The sequence below is a fragment of the Erysipelatoclostridium sp. MSK.7.34 genome (genome assembly GCF_019041935.1).
Classification (GTDB): Bacteria; Bacillota_I; Bacilli_A; order Erysipelotrichales; family Coprobacillaceae; genus Thomasclavelia; species Thomasclavelia ramosa.
Window position 1 is genome coordinate 1 of the sequence record NZ_JAHPYJ010000029.1, and the last position, 26,428, is coordinate 26,428.

Below are 26,428 nucleotides of genomic sequence, written 5' to 3' on the forward strand. Positions count from 1 at the left end.
CAACATAGGCTTATAGCCTCAGAGAAAACCACGTCTTTTAGGCGTGGTTTTTATTTTTTACTCTGCTTCAATTAAACCAAAACGAACAAAAGCATTATACAAACCGTCTTGGTCGACATCATCAGTTATATAATCAGCCATAGCTTTGATTTCATCGCCACCACTTCCCATAGCAACACCAATATGGCAATAATCAAGCATTGGAATATCTATTTTAGCATCACCAAAGGCATATGTATCCTCAATATCTGCACCTAGATACTCTAATAAAGCATCAATAGCATGAGCTTTAGTAATATCTTTAACGCCTAAATCACCAAATAGAGCAATTTCCCCTGCACCGCCCCATGTACCAGCTTTTAAATCAGGAAATTCTTCAATTGAATCAAGATGATCTTGATAACTTTCAAGAATAAAACTAACTTTATTCAAATCATCACGATATAATTCACCATCAAAAATCATTTCTGGAAAAACATCTCGAACTTTAATTTGATCACTATGTTCTTTACCTTTACGTTTACTATATTCTTGAATTACTGGTTCTCCCCGAGTTTCAAAGTTTTCACTCGCAAATAAACCATTATTACTTTCAAGATAGAATTCAAGTCCTCGACTTTTTAACCAGTCTACGATATGTTTACATTGCTCAGCAGTAATTAACTGATGCATAACAACCGTATCCCCATCTTCTACATAACTGCCATTCCCACCAATCATGCCATCAAGACCAATATCCCATAAATAAGGGTATACCTCAGCTTTACTTCGTCCAGTACATATATACACACGATGTCCATTTTTACGTGCTTGTTTAATTGCTTTGTCTGCTGAAGCTGGCAATTTGTTTTCATAATCAACTAAAGTTCCATCAACATCAATAAAGATAATTTTTGAATCTGCCATTTTTATTTTCCTCTTTTCTATATGATATGACTATATCTTTATTATAAAAGATATAGTCATATTTACAATTCCTCAAAGAGAAGAAGAAACTATTTTATCTATAAATTATAGAAATTAGCTAAATGAAAAGATAAGTTTCTATCATTTTAATTGTAAAAGTAAAAATAATTTTTATAAATACCAAAAGTATAAATAAACTATAATAAAATAAGAAGTGATAATAACACACTTCTTACTAATAGTAATGAATTTAAAGGGTAACTTAACCTTAAATTATTTTATATTTGTTGCCATTGGTTTAATTGCTTTATATGCCAGGAGGGTAACGACCGCCCCAATAAGTGCCTCAACGATACCATTAGTAGTCACAACACCAAATAACATTGCCAGCAATGAACTATAGGCAATATTAACTGCATCAGCATAAGCAGTGCCAAAGAAAAAGTAAATTCCGCCTAGGACAAGTACAGTATTTGTAATCGTTCCAATTAAAGCACCAATCACTGCTGCAGCATTTTCATTATTAAACTTGTTTTTTATAAATTCAAAGATTACTCCAGCAAGATAGCCAAGTAATATTCTTGGAACAAGAGCAATTATAACGCTTCGCCAATCCCCGCTAATGTTTCCCACTGTAACGAATGGTGAAAAACAAAATGATGTAATTCCCGGCTGAATCGTTGCACGAATTAAACTAGTTAGTCCAAAGACCAAACCAAGTTGGGCTCCTGCCTTTTTTCCTAATGTAATCCCAGCAATGATTACAGGAATGTGCATTGTCGTAGCACTTAAAGGACCGATTGGGATATAACCAAGCGGTGTTACGACAAGGATGATTTCAATAGCAAGAAACATTGCCATGAAAGTCATGTACTGTGTTTTTTTAGATCTCATTTTTTCCTCCTACTATCACTCTTTTTAGATGTGATGTTTATTATGAGTGTCTCGCCATATCTTCCCATTTTTCTAAGAGTCATGATGATCTCTTGAAAATATCTTCTTGATACGGTTTGACGATAAGATTATAGTACAATTTATTATTGCTGCCAACTGTAATAATAATTATTTATGTAATTCTTTGTATGATTTTAAACCGTAGGCGCTGTCGGCTTTTTTTACCGCACGATTGACTGCTTTAGCCATTAAATCAGTTGCAAGAATCCCAATGGCATCTGGCATTACTTCAACTTCATTAGTACTTAATACAAAAATAGTATCGCCATCACTCATCGTGTGGACAGGCTGAATAGCACGGGCATAACCGTTGTGGGCAATCCCTGCAATCTTTGTACATTGAGCTTTGTCTAATTTGGCATTTGTAATAATACAACCAATGGTAGTATTACCACTTGGTAATTGGCGAAGTTTTTCAATTTGTTGAAAAATCACCTCGTCTGCAGGAATGATACTGTTGTGTTCTGAATCATAAATTCCAGCTAACTGTTCATTAGTTTTATAGTCAACAATATTTCCACAGGCATTAACTGCTACAATTGCTCCAACTTGAAGATTATCGATCTGGATGGCTGCAGTACCTAAGCCGCCTTTCATTGCATATTGTGGACCCATGATTTTACCAACACTAGCACCACATCCGGCACCATAGTTACCCTCTTTAAGCGGTTCATTTTTTTCGCTATTAAGGCAAGCTTGATATCCCATTGCTTTATCTGGACGAATTTTAGGATCACCAACTGTTAAATCAAATAAAGATGCACCACAAACAATAGGGACATGGGCGACCTTCATATCAAAACCACAGTTATGTTCTTCTAAATATTGCATTACACCACTAGCCGCATCTAGTCCAAAGGCACTGCCGCCACTTAGCATTACAGCATTGATCTGTTGGACCATGTTGATTGGATTTAGCAGGTCTGTTTCTCTAGTTGCTGGGCCGCCACCTCTTACATCAACACCAGCTGTAGCACCATCTTTGCAGATGATTACAGTGCAGCCGGTTCCAGCTTTTTGATTTTCGACTTGGCCGATTTGAATGCCTTTAATTTCTGTTATATTAATTTTTTTCATGTTATCACCCCAATTTATTGTACAACATAATTACTATTATTTCCTTATATTTTGAAGATGACAATAATAGTTGCTAAAAATGTAAATTATAGTTTCTCGAAAATTTTTAAATATATAGTAAAATGATACTAAAATAAAGGAGGATGGAAAATGATTGGAGATAAAATTATTTTATATCGTAAACGTAAAGGATTAACACAAGAGGAGCTTGCTGATCTGCTTGAAGTAAGTCGCCAAACAGTAACTAAATGGGAGAGTGGTAGTGTGCTGCCAAATCTCGATTATATCATGGGATTATCAGTGATATTTGGGATAACGATTGATAACTTAGTTAAGGATAATGACTGTGCTAAGCAGGAAATAGAAAGTAAAATTAGTAATTATAACTGGATTGATTTTATGTTAAAGGCAAAAAAAGCAACCTATGCTAAAAAGGAGGGGAAAACTGTTTCCAGTCGACCTAACAGCCATGATTATCAATATCAAGAAAATGAATATTTATATATTGATACGTTTGTAGGCAGTGAATTTTTTGGTGGTGAAGAATGTGTCTATAAAGACAATATTCCACTTTATGTAATGAATTATTATGGTAAAGTGCTTGATGAGGCTTTTAGTGGTGATTTTTTGAAGGAAGCACTATTATTAGTTGATCGAATTTCTCCTTTTAGAGGTCCGGCGTTGTATACTAATGGTAATTATACATATCATTGTAGTTATGATGGTGATTATGAATTTTTTAATGGTAAAGAGGAAATATACTATAATAATATTAAAGTATACGAGTGTTTATTCCATGGCGGAAGTGTTAAATAATTAAATGACATCAATCGGTTAATTAATACTGGAATAAGAAAATGATTTTAGAATATTAATTAGGTGTTTAAAACAGGTATCAGTAGTGGCAGAGAGGAATTTGCCCATGATATTTTAAAAGGTTTTGTTTCAGTTAAATCAGGATTTCTTTCCAATAAGCAGGAGTATTTAGATTTATCTAATATTCATATTTCAAAAGACTAAAAAATAGGGGAACTAGAAAGACTTTTTAGCAATAAAAATATTTAAATGAGGAACCCTATAATTGTCAACTTAACTGAAAATTATAATTAAAAGATGTAACGTTTAAAAATTTATCCGTTACATCTTTTATATTCATTTTATTTAACTTGTTCACCAATCCATTGCCAAACTTTTTCACCATGTTCATCACAGTCGGCTTCATTATTATCAAAATAGATCCATGACCAGTGACCATTATATTGGTATGGGTCACCATCATTTAAATCATTATATTTACCAGAAGTATCGATGACCGAATCAAATGTGGCAACGTGTAGATTAGTTGCACCAAGATTTTTTAATCGGTTAATAGTAGGAATTTCAAATTTTTCTGGAATAATACTAGGATCATCATTAGAATAAATAAAATATAGAGGTAGATCTTTAATTTCAGAAAGTTGTTGGTCACTAATAACATCATCAGGCAGGGCTTCACAAATTGGTATTGCTGCAGCAAAATAATCTGGATAATCTAAAATTAAACGCATAGTCATATATCCACCTGCAGAACATCCTGCAAGAACGACTTTAGTAGCTCCGCATCGAGACTGATAATCTTTAATTAATTCCATAAGTGCATTAGTATAATAAGAAGGACCATGAGTTACTAATAAGTCATCATTCCATTCACCGCCATTACCATCAGCATCCATCCAAAAAGTTGGACATTGAGGAACTAAAACATATGCATTGCCAACAGCATTTTGGAAATCATCATTAAAATAAGCACTTACTTTATTTGATAAAGAGGTTACTTGTGGATTAGTATCCTCTGTTCCCCCTTCACCAGAACCATGTAACCACACAAATAATGTATTAGAAGGTTCTTTAGGGTTAAAATGACCATAATTTAATTCAATTCCATCACTAGCCTTAAATTTTTCTAATTCTAAAGCGTCAGCAGCAGTAATTTTTTTAGTATATTCTGTACTAACATCAAGTTTAGTAACTTTTTTATCGTCTACCGTTATTTCACCGTTTTTTGCTAATGAAATATTTAAATAATACGGATCACTCCATGTATTATAATGTGTTGTAGCAGAGTATAATAATGGCGAACCATCATTTGGGCTTACATATAACTCAATCGCAATATATTTAGACTCTCCATCAATTTTTTGCCCATCTTTATCACAAGAATAGGCATCATCAACAACACGCTCCAAAGTTTTTTCAACAACTGGAAGTGCCTCATCTTCCCAATCAGTTACTTGTTTTGTTTCAGATACCATAAAATCATTTTTGTCAACATCATCAACAGCTTTGTCTAATGTCAAAATAGTTTTATTGACACCACATCCCCAATCATATCCGGCAATATAAATTTCATAAGTTGCATCAACAACTTCTGTGCTTTGAGAACATCCGGTAATGCTACAAGCAATAAATAAGGCAAGTAATAATTTTGATAATCTTTTCATTCTCTCTTCTCCTTTCACCTTGCCTATATCTTAAGCTTATTTATAAAATTTAAATATGAAAAAAATGACCACATTAGGGTCATTTTCTAACTTTATTACGATATACTTGGGGTGTTTCATGATATTTGAGTTTAAATTCACGATTAAAAGATTTAGTACTAGAGAAGCCATTTTTCATCGCAATCTCAGTAATGGTTAAATTAGTATGAATCAAATCGTTAGTACAGTGTTCTAAACGTTGTGCAGTTAAGTATTGTTTGACCGTAATATTTAAGTGTTTTTTGAACAATCTTGCTAAATAACCATAAGAGAAGTTAAATTGGTTCGCGATTGAGGAAACATCTAGTGCTTGAGAATAATGTTCATCTAAATAAAAGAGAATTTTCATAAATTCTTGGAGTTTTTGATCAGATTGAAGAAAGTAACCAACTTTTCTAATCTTTTTTTGATACTTTAATAAAATACTAATAATTAAATATAAATAACCATTAATAGTAAGTAATTTAAATTCAGTAGTTTGTTGATACTCTAAACTCAAATTAGTTAAAAGAACGACTAGTTTTTGTTCAATTTCTGGGACTATATGATTAGAAAAATAGATATTATCAAATGCAGGATAGCATTTTTTTAGAAAATCATACTTAATTTGAATAACAATACTTTTAAAACAATCCTCTGATTCAATAATTTTAGTCGTATGTATAGCTTGTGAATTAATGATAGCTAAACCATTACGAGCAATTGAATAAGTTTCCCCATTACTCCAAAGTTCAATTGATGCGGTAAGTGGAATAATAAACTCTAAACTACGATGCCAATGTTTTGGAGGGATTAAATTAGGATCATCTTTAGCTAAAGTTACCTCAATAACTTTTAGCGGAAGTTCATCAGTAGTAATTTTTTCATAAATTATATGCGTATTATTATCTAATAATTCCTTTCCATTCAACATCCTACCACTCCTTTTATATTATAATAACATAAAAAAATTAATTTTATTAATCCAATTCATTTATTTTAATATATAAAATAGCTAAGATATTTAAACCTTAGCTATCATCTCTAATGCATATTTTTTAGCATTTTCTAAATCATTTGTATCTGGATGTGATAGAGCTGCATCAAAGTTATCAATACTAACTTGAAGCTGTTTATCTTCAGGATGCTCTTGAATCATTTTAACATAGCGATCACGTATTGATAAAGGCATCTTACCGGGACAGAAAAAGTGTCCTAATATCTTATTATTAGTATTTACAACATTATCAAATCGTTCTGCCAGTTTATCATAGTATTCAGTAGAACCACCAAATCCAGCTGTTGCAAAAAAAGCGATTTTTTCATTTGAAAGAGTAGTAATAAAATTTTGAATCTTTTGACTACAGTTACCCTTATCGGTCCAGCTTCCAATAAAAATCAGATCTGCGTCACTGAATGTTTGAGGTTCACCGAAGTAAACAACCTCTTCGTTAATACAAGCTTCTTTAATTACATTAGCTACTTTTTTGGTATTACCTGTATGACTATCAAATACAATTGCAATTTTCATTTTAATCACCTCGTCATAAGTATAGACTTATATTCATAAATAATAAAGCATAATCTTTATCACATTTAATTACGTGTGATATACTATGATGTGTAAAGGAGATTTTATGGATACAGCAATAATATTTGATTTAGATGGAACAGTTTTATATACAGATGAATTAATTAAAAGAACTTTTATTAAAGTATTTGAAAAGTATCAGCCTGGGTATACTTTGAGTGAAGATGAATTATTATCTTTTTTAGGACCATCTTTAAAAGAAACGTTTTCGAAGTACTTTCCAGATGAAATGTTTAATGAATTGTTGAATTATTATCATAGTTATAACCATAGTCATCACGAGGATTTTGTCTATGTTTATCCGACAGTAGTAGAAACATTAGAATATTTAAAAAATAGAGGTTATCCTTTAGGAATCGTTACGACTAAATTAAAAGTTGCTGCTGATGTAGGACTCAATACTTTTGATTTAAAAAAATATTTTGATGTAGTAATTGGATTAGACGATGTTAAGGTCACTAAGCCGGATCCAGAAGGAATAGTCAAGGCAATGGAATTATTGGGTGTTAAAAAAGCTGTATATATCGGTGATAATATAACTGATATTCAAGCTGGGAAAAATGCTGGTATTAAAACAATTGGTGTAAAATGGTCACCTAAAGGTTATCAACATTTATTAGAATTAGAACCAGATTTAATGATCGACGAGATGAAGGAAATCATTCCATATATAGAAGGAGCGTGTTAAGATGAAAGATTTAATTATTATTGGAGCTGGTCCTGCTGGATTAAGTGCATGTTTATATGCAACTAGGGCAGGGGCAGAGGTGTTGATGCTGGATGCTGGAGCACCTGGAGGAAAGTTGAATGTCAGTGCTGAAATCGAAAACTGGCCTGGACAAAAAAAGAAGACTGGCCCTGAGTTAGCTTATGAAATGTATGAACATGCATTATCATTTGGCGGTGAACAGGCATATGGTGAAGTAACTAAAGTAATTGATTACGGTGATTATAAAGAAGTTATAACAACGGATCAGTCATATGAAGCAAAAAATGTCTTGATTGCTACTGGAACTAAGGAACGTAAAATGGGAATTCCGATGGAAGAAGAATTAACCGGGCATGGTGTTTCTTATTGTGCTGTTTGTGATGGACCATTTTTTAAAGGTGATGAAGTAGCAGTTGTTGGTGGTGGTAATTCGGCATTAGAAGAAGCTATTTATTTAACTAAATTTGCTAAAAAAGTACATTTAATTGTTCGGCGGGATGTTTTTAGAGCTGATAAAATAATTCAAGATCATGTTCAAGCTAATGATAAAATTGAAATTCATTTTCTAAAAAAACCTCATCATCTTATTGCAAAAGATAATAAGGTTGCGGCGATTGCATTAGAAGATAGTAAGACTGGTGAAGTTAGTGAATTAGCAGTTAAGGGTGTCTTTCCATTTGTAGGATTAGATCCAATTACTGATTTTGTTAAAGACTTAGGAATTACTGATGAGCGTGGCTATATCATTACAAATGAATTGATGGAAACATCTGTCAAAGGTATTTATGCTGCTGGTGATGTTCGTCAAAAAGTACTTCGCCAAGTTGTGACAGCTACCAATGATGGTGCAATTGTTGGTCAACAAGTTGGTCAAGGCTTAAATAATTAATAATTTTTGCAGGTCTTAATAAAGGCTTGCATTTTTTTATTTATACTTTTATTTTTATGATAACAAATTGAAAAATCGCGTTCAATACTGATGTTATTGACATTAATAACTTGGATACTTTTTTCAATAACTTCATTTTCAATAATTTTCATAGGCATTAAGGCGATACCATGACCATTTAAAACTGCCTGTTTAACAGATTCCCAACTATGACATTGCCAAGCAGGCTCCAAAAAAATATTATTATTTTTTAAGCATTCATCAAGTTGATTTCTTGTCCCACTACCTTGTTCACGATCAATAAAAGGATGTAAACTCAATTCAGTTAGGCTCATTACTTTAACGTTATTTAGAGGGTAATCTTGGGCACAAACAAAAACAACTCGATCTTTGATAACGGGTTCGACAATTAAATCTTGATTGATGATCGTACCTTCAACTAAAGCAATATCTAAAGTATTATTTAATAATTTTTCTTCAATAACATTAGTATTATCAATATAAACTTGAAAAGTAATATCTTGATATTTATCTTTTAATTTCTTTAAAATAGGTGAAATAAGAGTACTGCCGATTGTCAAAGTTGCACCAATCTTTAATGGGAATTGTTTGGTTTTAGTAAAGATATGTTCAATTTCATCATATAGATTCAATATCTGGTTGGCTTTAACTAGTAATGTTTGACCCTCTTCACTGATAAATAGTGTCTTTGAATAACGTTCAAATAATTTAACCTGATACTCATCTTCAATTTCTTGGATTTTTTGAGAAATAGTTGGCTGGGAGATGTATAATAATTTGGCCGCTTTTGACATTGATTTAGTTTTAGCAACCGTTTTAAAAATGGCTAAATGTTTTCGTGTAATCATTTTGAGACCTCCTGTGCTATTGGAAAAACCAATAGATATCATTAGATATTAATATTATTATAATAACATAGAAAGTGTTATAATCAAAATGTAAGCGTAGGCATTAGGAGGAAAAACGATGGGATATAAAGTAGGTTTTAAAGATGTAAATGATATTTTGGCGACGCTATCACAAGAATATGATATCTATGGACCAAAACGCTTTGAAAAACAAGGGCGTTATTCAGATACTGATATTATTCGCTATGATAAAATTAGTAAAATTGAAGAAGTAGTGTTTGATCAAAAATCTGATTTTCCAGCTAAAGAAGTAATTACCCCAATTACTCAATCTTTATTCTATTTTACAGAAGATGAATATCGTGAAAGTAAAGTAACTGATAAAAAGATATTGATTTTTATGAGACCTTGCGATGTTAATGCAATGGAACATCAAAATAAAATATATTTAGGAAATGGCGGGTACAGTGATCTTTATTATCAACGACTTCAAGAAAAAGTTAAGATAATTTTAATGGAGTGTACAAGTGGCTGGGACACTTGTTTTTGTGTTAGTATGCAAGCTAATAAAACGGACAATTATAGTCTGGCAATTCGTCATTTAGATAATGAGGTATTAATAGAAGTTAAAGAAAGTGAATTTGAAAAATATTTTATGGAAGCCCCTAAAGATGATTTTGAAGTTTCATTTATTGAGGAAAATGAAGTAAAAGTAACAGTTCCTGAAATCAAGGACAAGGAAACGTTATTAAAATTAAAACAACATTCAATGTGGCAAACATTTAATTCACGCTGTATTTCATGTGGTGCTTGCACGATAGCATGTGCTACTTGTACATGTTTTACGACAACAGACTTAATTTATAATGAAAATGCTAGTATTGGAGAACGCCGAAGAACTGCAGCTTCATGCCAGGTCGATGGTTTTAGTGATATGGCAGGAGGTCATGCCTTTAGGCCAACGGCTGGGGATCGAATGCGATATAAGATTCTTCATAAATTTCATGATTATAAAGCACGTTTTAATGATTATCATATGTGTGTTGGTTGTGGGCGCTGTACATCAAGATGCCCTGAATATATTTCAGTAACGGCAACAGTTGAGAAGATGGCTACGGCAGTGGCGGAAATTGAAGTGAAAGGAGATAACCATGAATAATCCAATCAAACCAATTCCAAGTACAATTCTTGAGATAAAACGAGAAAGTAATTTAGAGTATACGTTTAAAGTTGCTACAAATATTAAACCGGAACATGGACAGTTTCTCCAATTATCAATTCCTAAAATTGGTGAAGCACCAATCTCTGTTTCAGCCCAGGGTGAGGGCTGGTTAGATTTTACGATTCGTTCGGTTGGAAAAGTAACTGATGAAATTTTTAATAAGAAACCTGGTGATGTTCTCTTTATTAGGGGACCATATGGTAAAGGCTGGCCTTTAGAAGAAACCTTTAAAGGAAAACATTTAGTTGTAATAACTGGTGGTACAGGATTAGCACCAGTAAGAAGTATGCTAAATGAGTGCTTTGAAAATGATGGATATGTAAAAAGTTTAACTTTAATTGTTGGGTTTAAAAATGAGGCTGGAATTATTTTTAAAGAGGAACTAAATAAATGGCAAGAAAAATTTAATACTTTCTATACTTTAGATAAAGACCAAATTGAAGGATGGAATGTTGGTTTTGTAACCGATTTAGTTGAAAAAATTCCTTTTGATAGTTTTATGGGTAATTATGAAGTTATTATTGTCGGGCCACCGATGATGATGAAATTTACCGGAGAAAAGGTTGCTGGTTTAGGGGTACCTGATGAAAAAATTTGGGTATCTTTTGAAAGAAAAATGTCATGTGCAGTTGGGAAATGTGGACATTGCCGAATTGATGAAACATATGTTTGTTTAGATGGACCAGTATTTAATTATACAAAGGCTAAATATTTAGTAGATTAGGAGTAGCTGAAGATGAATCATGATATTGATATAAAAAAATTAAGAATAAATTGTTTTAGACAGTCTAAAGTGGCTGGTGAATTCATGTTACAGATGCGGGTGCCAGGATCAATGATTGCGGCTAAATATTTGCAAGTAGTTCAAGACATCGCAGAAAACTGGGGAAACGGAACATTTCATATTGGAATGCGACAAACTTTGAATATTCCCGGAATAAAATATGAATACATTGGTGAAGTAAACAAGTATATTAAAGATTATATTAAAGAAGTAGAAGTCGAAATGTGTGATGTTGATATGGATGTTACTGATTATGGCTATCCTACTATTGGAGCTCGTAATGTTATGAGCTGTATTGGTAATACTCATTGTATCAAAGCAAATGTGAATACGTATCAGTTAGCAAGAAAAATTGAAAAAATTATTTTTCCTAGTCACTATCATATTAAAGTATCAGTATCGGGATGCCCTAATGATTGTGGAAAAGGTCATTTTAATGATTTTGGAATCATGGGGATCGCGAAGATGGAGTATCATCCAGAAAGATGTATTGGCTGTGGTGCTTGTGTGCGAGCTTGTCAACATCATGCGACTAGAGTACTTTCACTAAATGCTGATAATAAAGTAGATAAAGATACTTGTTGTTGTGTTGGATGTGGAGAGTGTGTTATTGCTTGTCCAACTGGTGCCTGGACACGTAAACCAACTAAATTTTATCGTGTTACTCTAGGTGGACGTAGTGGAAAACAGTATCCAAGAATGGGGAAAATTTTCTTAAATTGGATTACCGAAGATGCATTACTACAAGTGTTTAGCAATTGGCAAAAGTTTTCTGCCTGGGTGATGGATAACAAACCTGAATATATTCATGGTGGACACTTAATTGATATTGCTGGATATCCTAAGTTTAAAGAATTGATTTTAGATGGCGTTGAATTAAATCCTGAGTGTCTTGTGGCAGAAGAATTGTATTGGACTGAAAGTGAACAACGTGCCAATATCCATTTAAAACCGCTTGAACAACATAAAAAAGCAGGACCACAAAATTAAAACCACGATTTCGTGGTTTTTTAAAGGTTTATGGAGTTCGCAGTAATTGGTGTTAGCCACAAGCAATTAGCATTGGATAAACGTTCCTTATTTAGTTTTACAGATACTCAAAAATTAGAATTTTCAAGTTTATTATTAACCTATGGTATTGAACAAGTTCTTATTTTATCAACTTGTAATCGAAGTGAAGTTTATTTGATGTATCAAACAGATATTGATTTCTTACCATCTATTTATTTAAATTATTTTAATCAAGCTGAGGCGCCATTATATGTTAAAACTGGTGATGAAGCTTTTAGGCATCTATTAAAAGTAACCTGTGGATTAGAATCGATGCTGATCCGTGAAGATCAAATATTAGGACAAGTTAAGCAGGCATATGATTTTACTTGTAGAATGTCTTTAGGGGGAAAAGAGTTATCTTTGATTTTTCAAGAAACTCTTAATTTTGTCAAAAAGATGAAGCACAAATATCAGCAGCCGTCAATCTCATTGACTCATTTAGCCGTTGAACATTTAAAAAAAGTATCAAACTTATATAATCAAAAAATTATGATTTGTGGTGCCGGTGAAATTGCGACATCATTTATCCCATATTTATATGATAATAATGAATTAATTTTTTCTAATCGAAATAGTGGCAAACTTGTTAAATTAAAACAACAGTATCCTAAAATAAAAATTATTCCCTTTAATCAAAGAAAGATCTTGTTGGATCAAGTTAATATTTTAATAAGTGCTACAGCGAGCCCGCATCTAATCTTTAATCGTGATGATTTTATAAGTTCACAATTAATAGCGATTGATTTGACGATTCCTCGTGATATTGATAAAACTGCTTCTATTCAATGTATTGATTTAGATACATTAAACCATGAGGTTGCAGTCAATAATCAATTACGAAGTAAAGATGTAGAAAAAATAAATTCAGAAATTGATATTAAGATCAAGGAAGTAAGAACAAAGCTTGATAGTATCAAATATGATTATGTGATACAATCTTTACAGGCAAAAAGTATGCAGTTAGCTAATCAAACTTATGAAATTTTGGTTAATAAACTATCTTTAACTGCTCGTGAGCGCCATATATTAGAAAAAACATTAAAAGCATCATTTATGCAAATAATGAAAGATCCGATACATTGTGTAAAAACTAATCAAATCAATGATCTTGAAGTAATAAATAAACTATTTAGTCTTAAAGAGGATAATGAAGAATGAAAATAATTGTTGGTAGCAGAGGCTCAAGTCTTGCGTTAAAACAAACTGAATATGTAATTGAAAAACTCCAAAGGGCATATCCAGAAAATGAATACGAAATCAAAGTCATTCATACCATTGGTGATAAAATGCAACATATTGCTTTGGACAAAATAAACGATAAAGGTGTTTTTGTTAAAGAAATCGAAAAAGAACTATTAGAGCATACAATTGATCTTGCTGTCCATAGTTTAAAGGATATGCCAAGTGATAATCCTGCTGGTTTAGTATACGCTAAAACGTTAGCTCCTAGTGATTATCGTGATTGCTTAGTATTAAAGAATTGTTCTTCATTAGCAAGGCTGCCTCAGCATGCAACGATTGCAACAGGAAGCAAGCGGAGAAAATATCAACTATTAAAACTCCGCCCTGATTTAAAAATCGTTGATATTCGTGGAAATGTTAATACTCGTCTGCAAAAGATGGCAAATCAAGAAATCGATGGTCTAGTACTTGCAAGTGCTGGGCTAAAACGTTTAGGCTTGGAAGATTTAATTAGTGAGTATTTAGATGAGACAAAAATGATTCCTGCCTGCGGTCAAGGCATATTAGCAATTCAAGTTCGTCAAGATAGTGAATTATTGACGATGATCAATAATATAAGTGATGAAATTACAACAACACGAATGGAACTGGAACGTTTATTTTTAAAAACAGTAAATGGCAGTTGTCATATTCCCGTTGGCGGTTATGCAAAAATTATTGGAGATCAGGTACATTTTTACGGATTGTTAGGGAATGAAGATGGAACGGTTTTAAAAAACATTGATAAGAAATTTAGTTTAAAAGATGCAAGCGAGGAAGTAACAGCACTTGCTGAAATGTTAATGAGGGAAGTTTATGAACGGTAGAGTCTATTTAGTCGGTGGTGGTCCAGGAGCAATCGATTTATATACAGTTAAGGCGCTCGAATGTATAAAAAGTGCTGACTGTATAATTTATGATCGGCTAATTGATCCCGCAATATTAAATTATTGTAAGGAAACATGTGAGAAAATCTATGTGGGTAAAGCTTCAAATAACCATACTTTAGCTCAGGATAATATTAATCTTCTGTTAATTGAAAAAGCTCGACAATATGCACAAGTCGTTCGATTAAAAGGTGGCGATGTCTATGTTTTTGGTCGTGGTGGCGAAGAGGCCTTGGCTTTATTCAAAGCAGGAATTGACTTTGAAGTTGTTCCGGGTTTAACTTCAGCTGTTGCTGGTTTATGTTATGCAGGTATTCCAATAACACATCGTGGGGTATCTTCTGGATTTATGGTAGTAACAGCTCACCATAAAAATAATCAAGCTTATGAATGGGATTATCAACAGTTTCTAGATGATAGCTTAACGTATATATTTATGATGGGACAACAAAAACTAGAACAAATCGTTACAAATCTTTTGGTGGCAGGAAAAGATAAGACTACTCCAATTGCTTTAATTTCCAACGCAACTCGAACAGAGCAGCGAAGTATTTATGGAACACTAGAAAATATTATCGATAAATTTAAAGATAGTTGTTTGTGCTCACCTATGTTGATTGTTGTTGGTGCAGTAGTGGCACTGCATCATGAATTAGATTTTTTTCAAAGAAAAATACTACTAAACAAAAAGATACTGGTTGCATGTGTTAGTGATCAAGAATTACCAATCAGTAAGTATTTCAAAGAACAGGGAGCGGCAGTTAAACAGGTTCAGTTAGGGAAGATCAATTACCTGAATTTTCAGCAAAAATTAGATTTAAATCATAAATTAATTGTTTTTACCAGCCAAAATGGTATTAGAGGATTTTTTAATTATTTAAAGATGCAAAGGGTTGATCATCGTAGTTTGACAACAGTTCGTTTTGCTTGTATTGGTGAAAAGACAGCCAACTTGTTACAACTATATGGATATTATAGTGATTTAATTAGTCCTAAAGCAAATAGTGAAGATTTTAATAATTATTTAAAAAATAAACGGATGGATAGTGAAGAAATGATTATTGTTCGTGCTAAGGAACATAGTAAGATAAAAAAACGAGCAGAAGATCATGAATTAATTGTTTATGAAAATAAAGAATTAATAATTGTTGAAGAAGAGTCATATCATTTAGCCTGTTTTACTTGTGCTTCATCAGTTGAACGTTTAGCAAAATATCCAAGTACTTTTAAGATTGCTTTGTCAATTGGACCAATGACGACTCAGGCGCTTAAAAAATATTATCCGCATGTGAAGATTATTGAAGCTAAAGATAATAGTTATGAAGGAATGATTGCGATTATAAAGGAGAATATTAATGTTTTATAGAGGAAGAAGATTACGTAATAAAAAGGTACCAAGAAATTTGATCAAAGAAAATCGTTTATCAGTGGAGCAATTAATCAGCCCAATATTTGTGGTTGCAGGAAATAATATTAAAAAAGAGATATCTTCATTAGAGGGAATATACCATTATTCTATTGACCGTCTTAATGAGATAATTAAAGAATTACAGAGAGCTGGAATTAATGCGTGCATTCTTTTTGGAATTCCCGAACATAAAGATGAATTAGGGACTGAAGCATACAATGATGATGGAATCATCCAAAGAGCAATTAGAGAAATCAAAAAAATTGCTCCAGAAATGTATGTGATCGGTGATGTTTGTATGTGTGAATATACAGATCATGGACATTGCGGGATCTTGGATCGTGATGGTTGTGTGATTAATGATGAAACTTTATTATATTTAGGCAAGATTGCAGTAAGCTATGCTAAAAGTGGGGTAGATATGGTAGCTCCAAGTGCAATGATGGATGGTGAAATTCTTGCTATAAGAAAAGCACTTGATGAAACGGGATTTAAAGATTTACCAATCATGGGTTACAGTGCTAAATATGCTTCCTCTTATTATGGACCATTCAGAGCGGCTGCTAATAGTGCTCCTTCATTTGGAAACCGTTCAAGTTACCAAATGGATATAGCTAATGGTAATGAAGCGATGCGAGAAATACAAGCTGATATAGATGAAGGTGCTGATATTATTATGGTAAAGCCGGCATTAGCTTTTCTCGATGTAATCAAGGAGGCAAAACTTAGTTTTAATATGCCAATCTGCGCTTATAATGTCAGTGGTGAATATGCAATGCTTAAAATGGCAGTTAAGCAGGGAATAATGAAAGAAGCAGTAATAGAGGAATCGTTATTAGCAATAAAACGAGCTGGGGCTGATATGATTATCACTTACTTTGCACTTGAATTAGCTCAAAAATGGCAAGGTGATCATCATGACTAATCAAGAAATATTTGAAGAAGCTTGTCAATATATTCCAGGTGGTGTAAACTCACCAGTCCGAGCTTTTAAATCAGTTGGTGAGATTCCAGTTTTTGCAAAAAAAGGTGATAAGGCGCATTTGTTTGGTGAAGATGGAGTTGAATATATTGATTATATTTGTTCTTGGGGACCACTTATTTTAGGGCATAATCATCCAGTCGTTCAAAATGCAATTATTGAAGCGAGTCAGTTAGGAACAAGCTTTGGACTACCAACTAAGTTAGAAGTAGCAATGGCTAAATTGATTGTTGACAGCTATCAAGGAATTGAAATGCTAAGAATGGTTAATTCAGGAACAGAAGCTACAATGAGTGCTTTAAGAGTAGCTCGAGGCTTTACTGGTCGGAATAAAATTATTAAATTTGAGGGCAATTATCACGGACATAGTGATGGTTTATTAGTTAAGACTGGTTCAGGAGCATTAACTTTTAATCTTCCAACTAGTCCGGGAATTCCCCAGGAAGTAATTTCTCAAACAATAATCTGCAAATATAATGATTTAAGCTCTGTAATAGCAGCAGTAGAACAAAATAAAAAAGATATTGCCGCAATTATTTTAGAGCCTGTTGCAGCCAATATGGGAATAGTTCCAGCGACTAAAGAGTTTTTAACCGGATTACGTACATTATGTGATCAAAATGGAATTGTTTTGATCTTTGATGAAGTAATTACAGGGTTCCGTGTCTCTTATCATAGCTGTCCAGATTATTTAGGAGTTATTCCCGATATGGTTTGTTTTGGTAAAATTATTGGAGGTGGGCTGCCAGTTGGAGCATACGGCGGAAAAAAAGAAATTATGAGTTTAGTTTCACCTCAAGGGCCGGTTTATCAAGCAGGAACGCTATCAGGTAATCCATTAGCTATGTCTGTTGGTTTAGCACAATTAAGCTATTTAAATAATCATCCTGATGTTTATGAATATATAAACAAAGCAGCAAATTATTTAGAAAATGGAATTAAAACTATTTTATCTACATTATCATTAGATTATCAGGTGCATCGTTGTCAAAGTTTATTGACGCTATTTTTTACCAATAAACCAATTACTACTTTTGAAGATGTTCAGACTTGTAATACTGAAATGTATGCTTTGTTTTTTAGAGAAATGTTAAGACAGGGAATTTTAATTGCTCCTAGTCAATTTGAAGCATGGTTTGTAAGTGCTGCTCATAGCCAAATTGATCTCGACAATACTTTAAATGCAATAAAAAAAGCACTGGTGAAATGTCATGATGCCTTGGTTGATTAATTTTAAAGATAAAACAGTTGTTATAGTTGGCGGTGGTGCGGTTGCTAGTCGTAAAGCATTGCAGTTTCTTAAAGAAGGGGCTAAAGTAAAGATAATTGCTTCTCGCATTGATAGAAAGCTCGAGGCTTTAGAGGTAGAAAAGTATCTGACAGATTATCAGCCTAAATATCTTCAAAATGCTTTTTTTGTTTATATTGCAACTGATGATCGTGAATTAAATAACCAGATAATTAGAGATGCTGATGAATTAGGAGTATTGTGTGCTTGTGCTACTTCAAGTATGGCATCTTTAAAGGCCATGAAGGTAGTAGAAACGGAAAATCTGCTTTTAGGTATATCAACAAAGGGGCAGTATCCAGCTTTTACTAAAAAATTAGTTTATGAATTAGAACAATATGATGATTATTTATCTGCTTTAAGTAATATTCGTAGGCTGGTTCTTTTAAATAATTTGGTAAATAAACATGATCGAAAACAGTTTTTTAAGCAGCTGATGTATTTTGAAAAAACAGAATTAGATATGTTACTAATGTTTATTTTAGAAAAAGAAGGACGTCTATTAATTTTTACAGCACAGTGTATGAATGTGATTGATTACTTTGCTGAACAAGTATCTGCGATGTCTCTATGTTTAAAGGAAATAGATTTTCAAGATAAATTAAAAATATTAATGATGTTAAAAATAAAATGGCAGATTCAGCCAATGGTCATTTCATATGGAAAGATCTATGATAAAATATCTAAAATGTGTTCACCAAAAGAAGTAGCAGCACCACTTTTTAACAGTGAGATTCTTTTAGAACAACTTTATTCTAATAAAGTAAAACGCTTATTTATAATTCATCCACGGAGTAATAGTAAACTATTTGATATTCTTAGTAGGTATGGTTCAGTATGTGCGTTTAATACTAAAATAATAGGTGAATATGAACAAATCATTCCTTTTGTATTGTTGCCAGGATATCATTATCAAAATGACATTTTGAAGGCAATAGAAAATGTTAAAGGACAGTTAACCCCAGTATTATTAGAGGATAAACAAGTTGTAGCACTACTAACAAAAGAAATTTCAAGACGTTTTGGATTAGAAAAGGTTGCTATATAGTTAGTAATCTTTTTTTTTTTGGGAATAATTAGGTTAAAATATATACAAAGGAATGATTAGATGAAAGATTTTGGAGAGTTAAAACAAAAAATACAAGAGTGTCGCTATTGTCAAAGACAATTTGGATATGAACCTCATCCTGTTGTCTGGGGCAAACCTAATGCTAAGATCATGCAGATTAGTCAAGCCCCTTCATTAAATGTCCACAATACTTTAAAACCATTTAATGATTTAAGTGGGAAAAAACTTCGTGAGAAGTGGTATGATATAGATGATGAAACATTTTATGATCAAAATAATTTCTATATTGCTTCTTTGGCTCACTGTTATCCTGGTAAATCTAAAAGCGGTGGGGATCGTTTGCCGCCAAAATGCTGTAGTGAAAAGTGGTTAAGGCAAGAAATTGACATAGTTGATAACCAAATTTATATCATCATTGGTAGTTATGCCGCTAAGAAAATATTTCCTAATCAAAACTTTGTTGATTTGATTTTTAATGATCAAGTTTTTAATGGGAAACCTGCATATGTTCTTCCGCATCCTTCACCATTGAATCGGCGCTGGTTTAAAACATATCCAGAATTCGAAGCTAAACGAGTTAAAGAAATCAGGGCAGTAATAAAGAGTTTAGTTTAGATAGGGCTATTTCGATTGAAAATAGCTTTTTATTTTAGTAAAATGGTAGCAGTATGAAGAGAGGTAAGAAAAATGAGTCAAGAAGAAATATTAAGTTATATTAATGATAGTCTTGTAATTAATGGTTCTTTTTATTCAAATCAGAATCTTCCTAATCAAATTAGTAATGCAATTTATACTTTTGGTGATTATAATGTTTTTGAAATCCTTGCATTTATTGATGCTACCAAAGAACAAGATGGCAGCCGAGGAATGATCATCACTCCAGCACAAATATATTTTAAGTTTGGTCAGGCTGGGATAATTGAATATCAAAAGATTATTTCTTTAGGATTGGAAAAACATCGTAATGATTCAATAATCAAAGCTATTATCAAATTAGAGGAGATAACATATACTTTTAGTAACCAGGTAATCGACCCTAAAGTATTCGTTACAATGTTATCAAAAATTACTGGTATTGAAATAGAGATGATCATGGATACTCATGAAAAAGTAGAGTATTATACGAGGATTGTATTAAATGATCTTGAAAATGATGAATATGAAGATATTGTATTAACTCCAACTCAAAACAATAGTATCAAAGAGTTTTATAAGGAATTAGAGATGGTTCAGCAATTAGCTGATGAAGATTATCAATATGAATTAGAAAATATTTGTAATCGAGCACTTGAATTTTTTGATGTATTAGGGTTAGATAGTGATGAAATTGATGGTTTATTAGAATGTCAAAATCAATTTAATCAAAAAAATATTGAAGAAGAACAAAAGATAGATAATGCTCAGCAGTTTTATAATGATATGATGAATAAGTATCAACAAGGTGATAGTGAGATGTTCAACCGAGTTAAGAGTATAATGTCATCAATGGGAATAGATGAAAATGATTTAGCAGGGAAAAGTCCAGAAGAAATCGAGGATTTTTTATGTGGTAAATTTGGTATTTCAAAAAGTATGCTTGAAAAACTAGCAGGAAGGTTTAATAAAAGTACAGTGAAACACTGATTTAATAGCAGTGTTTCACTGTTTTCATAAAAAGACCTCTTTAACAAGCAAATGCTCATTAAAGAGGAATAATTAAGTTTATTTAGTTTTAGGTTTATTATCACTGTTTTTATTAGCGATAGTACGAACAACTTCACCTAAATCGGCACCAGTTAGATCTTTTAAAACTTCAAACCCATTAGCAGCAACATCACTAACAATTTTACTAACTTTACTTCCGCCATCACCGCTACCGTTATCAATAACAGTAATCTTGTCGATTTGTTCCATTGGTTTGGCAATTTGTGCCATAATTTCTGGGAGACGTTCAACTACCATTGACATCATTGCGGCCTCACCATATTTTTCCATGGCTTCGGCTAAACGGTCTTTGGCCTCGGCTTCGGCAATTCCCTTAGCTTTTAAAGCTTCGGCTTCAGCTTCCCCTTGTGCTCGAATAGCTTCGGCTTCAGCTTTAGCTTCTAATAATTTGGCGTCAGCGCGTGCCTGAGCTTCGATTTTTAATGCTTGAGCTCGAGCTTCGGCTTCTTTAATCGATTTTATTTTATTTGCTTCAGCTTGAACCTCAGTTTCATATTTTTTAGCGTCAGCTGGTTTTTTTACAGATGCCACTAATTGTTCTTCAACTACTTGTGCTTCTTTTTTTGCTAATTCAACATTACGATCAGCAACGATTTTATTATTTTCAATTTCTTGAAGCTTGTATGAAACATCGGCATTGGCTTTGATTTTATCTTGTTCGGCACGATATTGTTCCATTCGAATTGTTTTATCACGATCACTTTGAGCAATTTCTGCTTCAGCTTCTAATTTAGCTTTTTGCCCCTCGCGTACTGCAGCAGCAGTTTTAACTTCGGTATCTCTTGCTCTTTCAGCGCTAGCAATATCAGCATCTGCTTTTGATTGGGCGATTTGAGGGATTGCCCGGTTTTCTAAATATCCCCCTTGAGTAGCAATTTTTAATACTGTATATGATAACAAACGTAATCCCATGTTATCTAATTCTCGTGTAATACTGTCTTCAATTGAGTTTTCGAATGCGACACGATCTTCATTAATTTGTTCTACGGTTAATGTAGAAACAATTCCCCGAAGTTTACCTTCCAAGATTTGTTCAACTACAGTTTTAATATTTTGAGTAGTACGATCAGCATTACCACTGCAAAATTGCTCGACTGCGATTAATACTTTCTCTGGATTATTGTCAACTTTAACAACTGCAGTACCAGCAATATCAACAAAAATTCCTTGTTTTGAAGGTGCTTCAGTGATATCAGTGGTCATTGAAACAGCTTCTAATGAAATGATACAAGATGTTTCAAGAAATGGTACTTGAATACCCCCTTTACCCGTTAGAACACGTTTCTTTAATCCGGTGATAACTAAAGCTTTGTCAGCAGGAACTCTTTTCCAGCATGTCAATAAAATAATAATAAGTAGTAGAACAATAGCTACAGCAATAACAATAGTCATGTGTTCTGTAAAGAAATTATCTGAAATCATTTTTTCTCCCCTTTTCTAAAGTGTTATGGTTTTAAGATAATCACTTTGATAATTTTGAATATTTTCAATGGTTACATCGTGAGTATAATTATCAGAGTAATATACTTTGATTTGGCGATTTGTATAATCAAGGTAACCATAATATCCCTTATTAGAATCTCTTTCTTTGATGACCATAATGTCATCATATGGCAGTTTTAAATAAGCTTGATAATAATAATGTTTAAATAAAATTTCCGCATTTGTTTCTAAAAAATCAATACTATCAACATTCATATAGATATCAATATCTGATAAATTAGTGAAGACATCTAATGCCGGATCTTCAAAATTATAAAATGCAATAGTCTCTATAGTTAATTCTTCCTCATCGATAATGGAGCAATAATAAGTATCATTAGGAACGATTAAAACATTATTTGTATAGCCATTGTCAAGATACTTGATATACAAATAATACTCAGAATCATTCCTAATTTCTAATAAATCATCATTACCTCTTGTAACACTAATTAAATCAAGATAATTTAAGCCATCTTCAACATAATTTAAATATGTGATAGCAACATTGTAATTTTCATTATTTTCAATATTATCCAGATAGCTCAAATCGTTTGAACTAGGTTCTTGCAAAACGGCATCATTGACTAGATAATTTAAATTATTATATAAATAGGTATTATTAGTAGATTCATTATCTTGATTAGAGGCAATAAAATAAATTAACCCAAAGACGACAACTATTATAATTAAAACAATTAGCCCTTTATGATTACTGCTTTTATCATAATCACGACTTTGGTGCTGGTATTTTTTTGCGGCTTGTTTAACTTCTGCCGTAGTTTTTTTGGAATGATTACGCAATTTCTCTTTACGCAACTTGTTTTGTTGTTCTTGGGTCTTTCTTTTTTGACTTTGTAGTTTCGCTTCCTGTTTTTTTTGAAGAACTCGTGCTTCTTCTTTTTCTCTGATTGCTTTTTGCTCATTAGCGATTTGTTTATCAAATTTAGACTTGTACTGGTTCATTAAGCTGTCAAAATCAGTACTTTGCTGCGGTTCGATTGCTTGGCTGCCATGCTGGTAAAAATTTAAGTATTGATCAATTAAAGTGTCGATCTTATCCTTTTTATCCATAGCCTCACCCCTCTGTATTTAATTAAATTGTATCATATAACTACATCTTTCGACTATTAATATTTCTTAAAATTAGTATCAGTTCAAATAATTATATATATGAGTTACAAAGCATAAATATACTTGCAAAAATGTCGATAATTATTGTTAAAACTTTTTAAATAAAGTACACTTATCAGTGTATTTTTGGTAAAATGTTCATAGAAAGAGAAGTGAAGATTATGGATCAAGTAGAAATAGTAATTGTAACTGGGATGTCAGGTGCAGGGAAGACTAGCGCGATGGCCTGTTTTGAAAATCTGGCATACCGTTGTATTGATAATTATCCGGTTGCCTTATTGACTGAATTTGCGGAATTAGTGCAGGATAATCCCAAATACCAAAGAGTAGCGATGGCAGTAAGTTTGGATGATGCACTTAAAGCAATTAGATTATTATCAAATTTAGATTGGATTCATCTAACTGTCGTATTTTTAGATTGTGATGATGAAGTTCTAGTTAAAAGATATAAAGAAACAAGAAGGTCTCATCCTTTGTTGATTTCAAATAAAGCGTCTTCTTTAATTGAAGCAATAGAGTTTGAACGACGTTTAGCAGAGCCGATTTCACGATTAGCACATTTAGTAATTGATACAACAAAATTAAAAGGAGCAAGATTCCAAAATTTATTAGAAGATTATTTTAGTAAAGGGAAAATTGACCCATTTAGAATAACCTTTGAATCATTTGGATATAAACATGGGGTACCCAAAGATGCAGATTTATTATTTGATGTCAGATTCTTACCAAACCCTTTTTACATTGAAGAATTACGTCATTTAACAGGAAATGATCAAGCTGTTTATGATTATGTAATTGATAAAGAGGAAACAAAAGTCTTTATTGAAAAGATGACTGTTTTATTTGATTATTTATTAAAAGAATATGAAAAAGAAGGTAAGATGCATTTAATTATTGGAATTGGCTGTACTGGAGGACAACATCGTTCAGTTTCGTTAACTAATTATTTTGCTGATCACTACAGTAAAGTTTATCAAGTTCATCGGTTACACCGTGATGCAGATCATTAAGGATTAAGATGGTATCTTTTTCAAGAGTTGTCAAAGAAGAAGTAGTTTTTAATGATTTTGAATCATGTTGTCAAAGAGCAATGTTATGTGCAGTAATTAAGATCAATGGGACATTATCGCTATCAAATCATGGTCTTTCTTTAACGATTAGAACAGAGAATGCTAAGATTGCATCAAAAATACATAAAATGTTAAAAGAAGAGTATGATCCTCAGATCGAATTTCTTGTTTCAAGAAAAATGAAACTAAAGAAAAATAATGTTTATATTTTAAAGGTTACTAAAGCAAGGGAAATTTTAGATGATTTATCATTGATGGATGGTTTGGGGTTTAATCAGATTCCTAATCCCAAGATTATTGAAAAGGAATGTTGTACAAGAGCTTATTTAGCAGGGGCATTTTTATCATGTGGAAGTGTTAATAATCCTGAAACATCAAATTATCATTTAGAAATGAGTTTTAATGAAGAAGAATTTGCTCAGTTTATTGCTGATTTAATTAATCGGTTTGAGTTAAATGCAAAGATTATTAAACGTCGTAATAAGTATGTAGTTTATTTAAAGTCTTCAGAAAAGATTGGTGATTTTTTACGGGCAATCGGAGCGAGCCAGTCAGTAATGAATTTTGAAAGTACTCGAATTGATCGCAGCATGTCAAATACTGTAAATCGCTGGAATAATTGTGATATTGCTAATGAAATGAAATCAATGGCAACAGCAAATAAACAATTAGAAGATATTGAGACGGTAGATATGTTTCTTGGTTTAGACATGCTTGATGAAAAAACACGTGCTGTTGCTTTAATTAGAAAAAAATATCCTGAATTAACATTAAATGAGCTGACTGAAGTTTATTATGAAGAAACTGGACAAACAATAAGTAAGTCCGGCTTGCATCATCGATTTAAGAAAATAAGTGAAGAGGCTAAACGATTGATCCAAATGGAGAGTGATTAAAATGGATAAAATTGAAGTTAAGTTTGGTCATCGTATTAAAGAATTGCGCTTGAAGCAAAATATTTCTCAAGAAGAATTGGCTTTTCGTTGCGGGTTATCAAAGAACTATATATCAGATGTTGAACGTGGAACAAGAAATGTTTCATTGAAATCAATTGAAAAAATAGCTAATGGTTTTGCGGTAAACCTAAAAGAATTATTTGATTTTAAATGATAAACGTGTATTATATCTATATATAAAGGAGTTGATTTGATGCCACTGTATTATGTGATTTTGATAATTTTAATCATTATTGTTATCTTAAGTTTGATTTTAAATCTACTTACTAATCCGATTGTTTGGATAATTATTGCGATATTAGTTGTTTGGTCAGCGATAAAAAGATATCTTTATACTAAACAGTTAGAAGAATATAACAAAGAATTTCAAAGAAAAACTGAAGAAAAGAAAAAGGCTTATTATAGCCAAGAAGAGTATCGTCGTGGTAGTGATGATATAATTGATGTCGATTATCAAGAATTTGATGAAGATGATAAATAATCATCTTCATTTTTTGTCTGCAATAAAACCCCCAGCTAGGCTGGGGGTCTCAAAAAGCTTTAGCGGAGTGATAATGAAAAACCTCACGTGATATAATATAAATGCGGCTACCAACTGCAAAAATAAGATATCACGGAGGAAATGACAAATGAATAAACAGTATTCAGATGACTTACATAGTTTATCACACACAA

General features: G+C 32.3%; 28 protein-coding genes. 19 read left to right on the forward strand and 9 right to left on the reverse strand.

Going from position 1 to position 26,428, the window contains the following annotated elements; all coding sequences use genetic code 11:
* Window positions 1–57: 57 nt before the first annotated feature.
* The 3 genes from KTF99_RS14830 to KTF99_RS14840 all read right to left on the reverse strand — a co-directional run bounded on the left by KTF99_RS14830 (window position 58) and on the right by KTF99_RS14840 (window position 2,937).
* Window positions 58–906, reverse strand: a complete 849-nt coding sequence (locus KTF99_RS14830; RefSeq protein WP_003535235.1) for a Cof-type HAD-IIB family hydrolase — start codon at window positions 904–906, stop codon at window positions 58–60.
* Window positions 907–1,179: 273 nt separating this feature from the next.
* A complete protein-coding gene (locus tag KTF99_RS14835) occupies window positions 1,180–1,800 on the reverse strand; it encodes an ECF transporter S component (RefSeq protein WP_003535234.1) in 621 nt (206 codons plus the stop codon).
* A gap of 168 nt (window positions 1,801–1,968) precedes the next feature.
* A complete protein-coding gene (locus KTF99_RS14840; RefSeq protein WP_003535233.1) occupies window positions 1,969–2,937 on the reverse strand; it encodes a P1 family peptidase in 969 nt (322 codons plus the stop codon).
* A gap of 150 nt (window positions 2,938–3,087) precedes the next feature.
* Here KTF99_RS14840 and KTF99_RS14845 point away from each other — a divergent pair, with 150 nt between their 5' ends.
* Together KTF99_RS14845 and KTF99_RS14850 are read left to right on the forward strand one after the other, a co-directional pair.
* Window positions 3,088–3,753 carry a DUF5680 domain-containing protein gene (locus KTF99_RS14845; RefSeq protein ID WP_008792455.1) on the forward strand — a complete coding sequence of 222 codons (666 nt, stop codon included), beginning with the start codon at window positions 3,088–3,090 and terminating at the stop codon, window positions 3,751–3,753.
* 63 nt (window positions 3,754–3,816) lie between these two features.
* Window positions 3,817–3,957, forward strand: coding sequence for a hypothetical protein (locus tag KTF99_RS14850; protein WP_003535231.1), 141 nt, complete (start codon window positions 3,817–3,819; stop codon window positions 3,955–3,957).
* Between the two features lie 137 nt (window positions 3,958–4,094).
* Here the strand turns inward: KTF99_RS14850 and KTF99_RS14855 are convergent, their stop codons facing one another.
* From KTF99_RS14855 to bilS, 3 genes are all read right to left on the reverse strand, one after another.
* Window positions 4,095–5,417 carry a hypothetical protein gene (locus KTF99_RS14855; RefSeq protein ID WP_009008484.1) on the reverse strand — a complete coding sequence of 441 codons (1,323 nt, stop codon included), beginning with the start codon at window positions 5,415–5,417 and terminating at the stop codon, window positions 4,095–4,097.
* Window positions 5,418–5,496: 79 nt separating this feature from the next.
* Window positions 5,497–6,369 carry an AraC family transcriptional regulator gene (locus tag KTF99_RS14860; RefSeq protein WP_008792453.1) on the reverse strand — a complete coding sequence of 291 codons (873 nt, stop codon included), beginning with the start codon at window positions 6,367–6,369 and terminating at the stop codon, window positions 5,497–5,499.
* 90 nt (window positions 6,370–6,459) lie between these two features.
* Window positions 6,460–6,966, reverse strand: coding sequence for a flavodoxin family protein BilS (bilS, locus tag KTF99_RS14865; protein WP_022007368.1), 507 nt, complete (start codon window positions 6,964–6,966; stop codon window positions 6,460–6,462).
* A 106-nt stretch (window positions 6,967–7,072) separates the two neighbouring features.
* On the opposite strand from bilS, the gene ppaX reads away from it, so the two are divergent.
* Together ppaX and trxB are read left to right on the forward strand one after the other, a co-directional pair.
* Window positions 7,073–7,714, forward strand: coding sequence for a pyrophosphatase PpaX (gene ppaX, locus KTF99_RS14870; RefSeq protein WP_029481984.1), 642 nt, complete (start codon window positions 7,073–7,075; stop codon window positions 7,712–7,714).
* 1 nt (window position 7,715) lies between these two features.
* On the forward strand, window positions 7,716–8,624 hold the full coding sequence (trxB, locus tag KTF99_RS14875; protein ID WP_003535221.1) for a thioredoxin-disulfide reductase: 909 nt from the start codon (window positions 7,716–7,718) through the stop codon (window positions 8,622–8,624).
* Here trxB and KTF99_RS14880 read toward each other — a convergent pair.
* The gene (locus KTF99_RS14880) at window positions 8,621–9,493 is read right to left on the reverse strand and encodes a LysR family transcriptional regulator (protein ID WP_008792451.1); all 873 of its coding nucleotides are present in this window, start codon (window positions 9,491–9,493) and stop codon (window positions 8,621–8,623) included. The two genes, trxB and KTF99_RS14880, sit on opposite strands and share 4 nt — an antisense overlap.
* A gap of 118 nt (window positions 9,494–9,611) precedes the next feature.
* Between KTF99_RS14880 and asrA the strand changes: the two genes are divergently transcribed.
* The 11 genes from asrA (at window position 9,612) to KTF99_RS14935 (ending at window position 21,030) form a co-directional block, all read left to right on the forward strand.
* The gene (asrA, locus tag KTF99_RS14885; RefSeq protein ID WP_003535217.1) at window positions 9,612–10,652 is read left to right on the forward strand and encodes an anaerobic sulfite reductase subunit AsrA; all 1,041 of its coding nucleotides are present in this window, start codon (window positions 9,612–9,614) and stop codon (window positions 10,650–10,652) included.
* A complete protein-coding gene (gene asrB, locus KTF99_RS14890; RefSeq protein WP_003535215.1) occupies window positions 10,645–11,439 on the forward strand; it encodes an anaerobic sulfite reductase subunit AsrB in 795 nt (264 codons plus the stop codon). The genes asrA and asrB overlap by 8 nt, the downstream gene beginning before the upstream one ends.
* Before the next feature lie 12 nt (window positions 11,440–11,451).
* Window positions 11,452–12,489, forward strand: a complete 1,038-nt coding sequence (gene asrC, locus KTF99_RS14895; RefSeq protein WP_003535213.1) for a sulfite reductase subunit C — start codon at window positions 11,452–11,454, stop codon at window positions 12,487–12,489.
* Window positions 12,490–12,519: 30 nt separating this feature from the next.
* On the forward strand, window positions 12,520–13,710 hold the full coding sequence (locus KTF99_RS14900) for a glutamyl-tRNA reductase (protein WP_217215625.1): 1,191 nt from the start codon (window positions 12,520–12,522) through the stop codon (window positions 13,708–13,710).
* Complete coding sequence (gene hemC / locus KTF99_RS14905) at window positions 13,707–14,600, forward strand: hydroxymethylbilane synthase (protein ID WP_003535209.1); 894 nt, start codon at window positions 13,707–13,709, stop codon at window positions 14,598–14,600. Before KTF99_RS14900 ends, hemC begins: the two co-directional genes overlap by 4 nt.
* Window positions 14,590–16,026 (forward strand): uroporphyrinogen-III C-methyltransferase, encoded by a 1,437-nt coding sequence (gene cobA, locus KTF99_RS14910; RefSeq protein WP_029481982.1) that lies wholly within the window; start codon window positions 14,590–14,592, stop codon window positions 16,024–16,026. Before hemC ends, cobA begins: the two co-directional genes overlap by 11 nt.
* On the forward strand, window positions 16,016–16,993 hold the full coding sequence (gene hemB / locus KTF99_RS14915) for a porphobilinogen synthase (RefSeq protein WP_003535206.1): 978 nt from the start codon (window positions 16,016–16,018) through the stop codon (window positions 16,991–16,993). Before cobA ends, hemB begins: the two co-directional genes overlap by 11 nt.
* Window positions 16,986–18,281: a glutamate-1-semialdehyde 2,1-aminomutase gene (gene hemL / locus KTF99_RS14920; RefSeq protein WP_217215626.1), complete on the forward strand. Its 1,296-nt coding sequence runs from the start codon at window positions 16,986–16,988 to the stop codon at window positions 18,279–18,281. Before hemB ends, hemL begins: the two co-directional genes overlap by 8 nt.
* Entirely contained in the window at window positions 18,262–19,386 is a 1,125-nt protein-coding gene (locus tag KTF99_RS14925; RefSeq protein WP_029481980.1) for a precorrin-2 dehydrogenase/sirohydrochlorin ferrochelatase family protein, read from the forward strand. The genes hemL and KTF99_RS14925 overlap by 20 nt, the downstream gene beginning before the upstream one ends.
* Before the next feature lie 60 nt (window positions 19,387–19,446).
* Window positions 19,447–20,022, forward strand: a complete 576-nt coding sequence (locus tag KTF99_RS14930; protein WP_003535200.1) for a uracil-DNA glycosylase family protein — start codon at window positions 19,447–19,449, stop codon at window positions 20,020–20,022.
* A gap of 72 nt (window positions 20,023–20,094) precedes the next feature.
* A complete protein-coding gene (locus KTF99_RS14935) occupies window positions 20,095–21,030 on the forward strand; it encodes a hypothetical protein (protein ID WP_009299334.1) in 936 nt (311 codons plus the stop codon).
* A gap of 78 nt (window positions 21,031–21,108) precedes the next feature.
* Here the strand turns inward: KTF99_RS14935 and KTF99_RS14940 are convergent, their stop codons facing one another.
* Both KTF99_RS14940 and KTF99_RS14945 read right to left on the reverse strand, forming a co-directional pair.
* Window positions 21,109–22,533 (reverse strand): SPFH domain-containing protein, encoded by a 1,425-nt coding sequence (locus KTF99_RS14940; protein WP_009008492.1) that lies wholly within the window; start codon window positions 22,531–22,533, stop codon window positions 21,109–21,111.
* 15 nt (window positions 22,534–22,548) lie between these two features.
* Window positions 22,549–23,667 carry a hypothetical protein gene (locus tag KTF99_RS14945; protein ID WP_008792447.1) on the reverse strand — a complete coding sequence of 373 codons (1,119 nt, stop codon included), beginning with the start codon at window positions 23,665–23,667 and terminating at the stop codon, window positions 22,549–22,551.
* 221 nt (window positions 23,668–23,888) lie between these two features.
* On the opposite strand from KTF99_RS14945, the gene rapZ reads away from it, so the two are divergent.
* From rapZ to KTF99_RS14965, 4 genes are read left to right on the forward strand one after another with little or no spacing between them, the layout of a single operon-like run.
* Window positions 23,889–24,737, forward strand: a complete 849-nt coding sequence (gene rapZ / locus KTF99_RS14950) for an RNase adapter RapZ (protein WP_009299336.1) — start codon at window positions 23,889–23,891, stop codon at window positions 24,735–24,737.
* An 8-nt stretch (window positions 24,738–24,745) separates the two neighbouring features.
* Window positions 24,746–25,693: a DNA-binding protein WhiA gene (gene whiA, locus KTF99_RS14955; RefSeq protein WP_003535193.1), complete on the forward strand. Its 948-nt coding sequence runs from the start codon at window positions 24,746–24,748 to the stop codon at window positions 25,691–25,693.
* A gap of 1 nt (window position 25,694) precedes the next feature.
* Window positions 25,695–25,907 carry a helix-turn-helix domain-containing protein gene (locus tag KTF99_RS14960; RefSeq protein ID WP_008792445.1) on the forward strand — a complete coding sequence of 71 codons (213 nt, stop codon included), beginning with the start codon at window positions 25,695–25,697 and terminating at the stop codon, window positions 25,905–25,907.
* A gap of 39 nt (window positions 25,908–25,946) precedes the next feature.
* Window positions 25,947–26,234 carry a hypothetical protein gene (locus KTF99_RS14965; RefSeq protein WP_003535191.1) on the forward strand — a complete coding sequence of 96 codons (288 nt, stop codon included), beginning with the start codon at window positions 25,947–25,949 and terminating at the stop codon, window positions 26,232–26,234.
* The last annotated feature ends 194 nt before the right edge of the window (window positions 26,235–26,428 follow it).

Coding starts and splice junctions, on each gene's coding strand:
- ppaX (WP_029481984.1), top strand. CDS start 7,073: ATGGATACAGCAATAATATTTGATTTAGATGGAACAGTTTTATATACA.
- KTF99_RS14935 (WP_009299334.1), top strand. CDS start 20,095: ATGAGTCAAGAAGAAATATTAAGTTATATTAATGATAGTCTTGTAATT.
- KTF99_RS14840 (WP_003535233.1), bottom strand. CDS start 2,937: ATGAAAAAAATTAATATAACAGAAATTAAAGGCATTCAAATCGGCCAA.
- hemB (WP_003535206.1), top strand. CDS start 16,016: ATGTTTTATAGAGGAAGAAGATTACGTAATAAAAAGGTACCAAGAAAT.
- asrC (WP_003535213.1), top strand. CDS start 11,452: ATGAATCATGATATTGATATAAAAAAATTAAGAATAAATTGTTTTAGA.
- cobA (WP_029481982.1), top strand. CDS start 14,590: ATGAACGGTAGAGTCTATTTAGTCGGTGGTGGTCCAGGAGCAATCGAT.
- KTF99_RS14960 (WP_008792445.1), top strand. CDS start 25,695: ATGGATAAAATTGAAGTTAAGTTTGGTCATCGTATTAAAGAATTGCGC.
- KTF99_RS14860 (WP_008792453.1), bottom strand. CDS start 6,369: ATGTTGAATGGAAAGGAATTATTAGATAATAATACGCATATAATTTAT.
- KTF99_RS14945 (WP_008792447.1), bottom strand. CDS start 23,667: ATGGATAAAAAGGATAAGATCGACACTTTAATTGATCAATACTTAAAT.
- KTF99_RS14940 (WP_009008492.1), bottom strand. CDS start 22,533: ATGATTTCAGATAATTTCTTTACAGAACACATGACTATTGTTATTGCT.
- rapZ (WP_009299336.1), top strand. CDS start 23,889: ATGGATCAAGTAGAAATAGTAATTGTAACTGGGATGTCAGGTGCAGGG.
- KTF99_RS14855 (WP_009008484.1), bottom strand. CDS start 5,417: ATGAAAAGATTATCAAAATTATTACTTGCCTTATTTATTGCTTGTAGC.
- asrB (WP_003535215.1), top strand. CDS start 10,645: ATGAATAATCCAATCAAACCAATTCCAAGTACAATTCTTGAGATAAAA.
- hemC (WP_003535209.1), top strand. CDS start 13,707: ATGAAAATAATTGTTGGTAGCAGAGGCTCAAGTCTTGCGTTAAAACAA.
- KTF99_RS14830 (WP_003535235.1), bottom strand. CDS start 906: ATGGCAGATTCAAAAATTATCTTTATTGATGTTGATGGAACTTTAGTT.
- KTF99_RS14930 (WP_003535200.1), top strand. CDS start 19,447: ATGAAAGATTTTGGAGAGTTAAAACAAAAAATACAAGAGTGTCGCTAT.
- KTF99_RS14845 (WP_008792455.1), top strand. CDS start 3,088: ATGATTGGAGATAAAATTATTTTATATCGTAAACGTAAAGGATTAACA.
- bilS (WP_022007368.1), bottom strand. CDS start 6,966: ATGAAAATTGCAATTGTATTTGATAGTCATACAGGTAATACCAAAAAA.
- KTF99_RS14925 (WP_029481980.1), top strand. CDS start 18,262: ATGATGCCTTGGTTGATTAATTTTAAAGATAAAACAGTTGTTATAGTT.
- KTF99_RS14965 (WP_003535191.1), top strand. CDS start 25,947: ATGCCACTGTATTATGTGATTTTGATAATTTTAATCATTATTGTTATC.
- hemL (WP_217215626.1), top strand. CDS start 16,986: ATGACTAATCAAGAAATATTTGAAGAAGCTTGTCAATATATTCCAGGT.
- KTF99_RS14835 (WP_003535234.1), bottom strand. CDS start 1,800: ATGAGATCTAAAAAAACACAGTACATGACTTTCATGGCAATGTTTCTT.
- KTF99_RS14880 (WP_008792451.1), bottom strand. CDS start 9,493: ATGATTACACGAAAACATTTAGCCATTTTTAAAACGGTTGCTAAAACT.
- KTF99_RS14900 (WP_217215625.1), top strand. CDS start 12,520: ATGGAGTTCGCAGTAATTGGTGTTAGCCACAAGCAATTAGCATTGGAT.
- asrA (WP_003535217.1), top strand. CDS start 9,612: ATGGGATATAAAGTAGGTTTTAAAGATGTAAATGATATTTTGGCGACG.
- whiA (WP_003535193.1), top strand. CDS start 24,746: ATGGTATCTTTTTCAAGAGTTGTCAAAGAAGAAGTAGTTTTTAATGAT.
- trxB (WP_003535221.1), top strand. CDS start 7,716: ATGAAAGATTTAATTATTATTGGAGCTGGTCCTGCTGGATTAAGTGCA.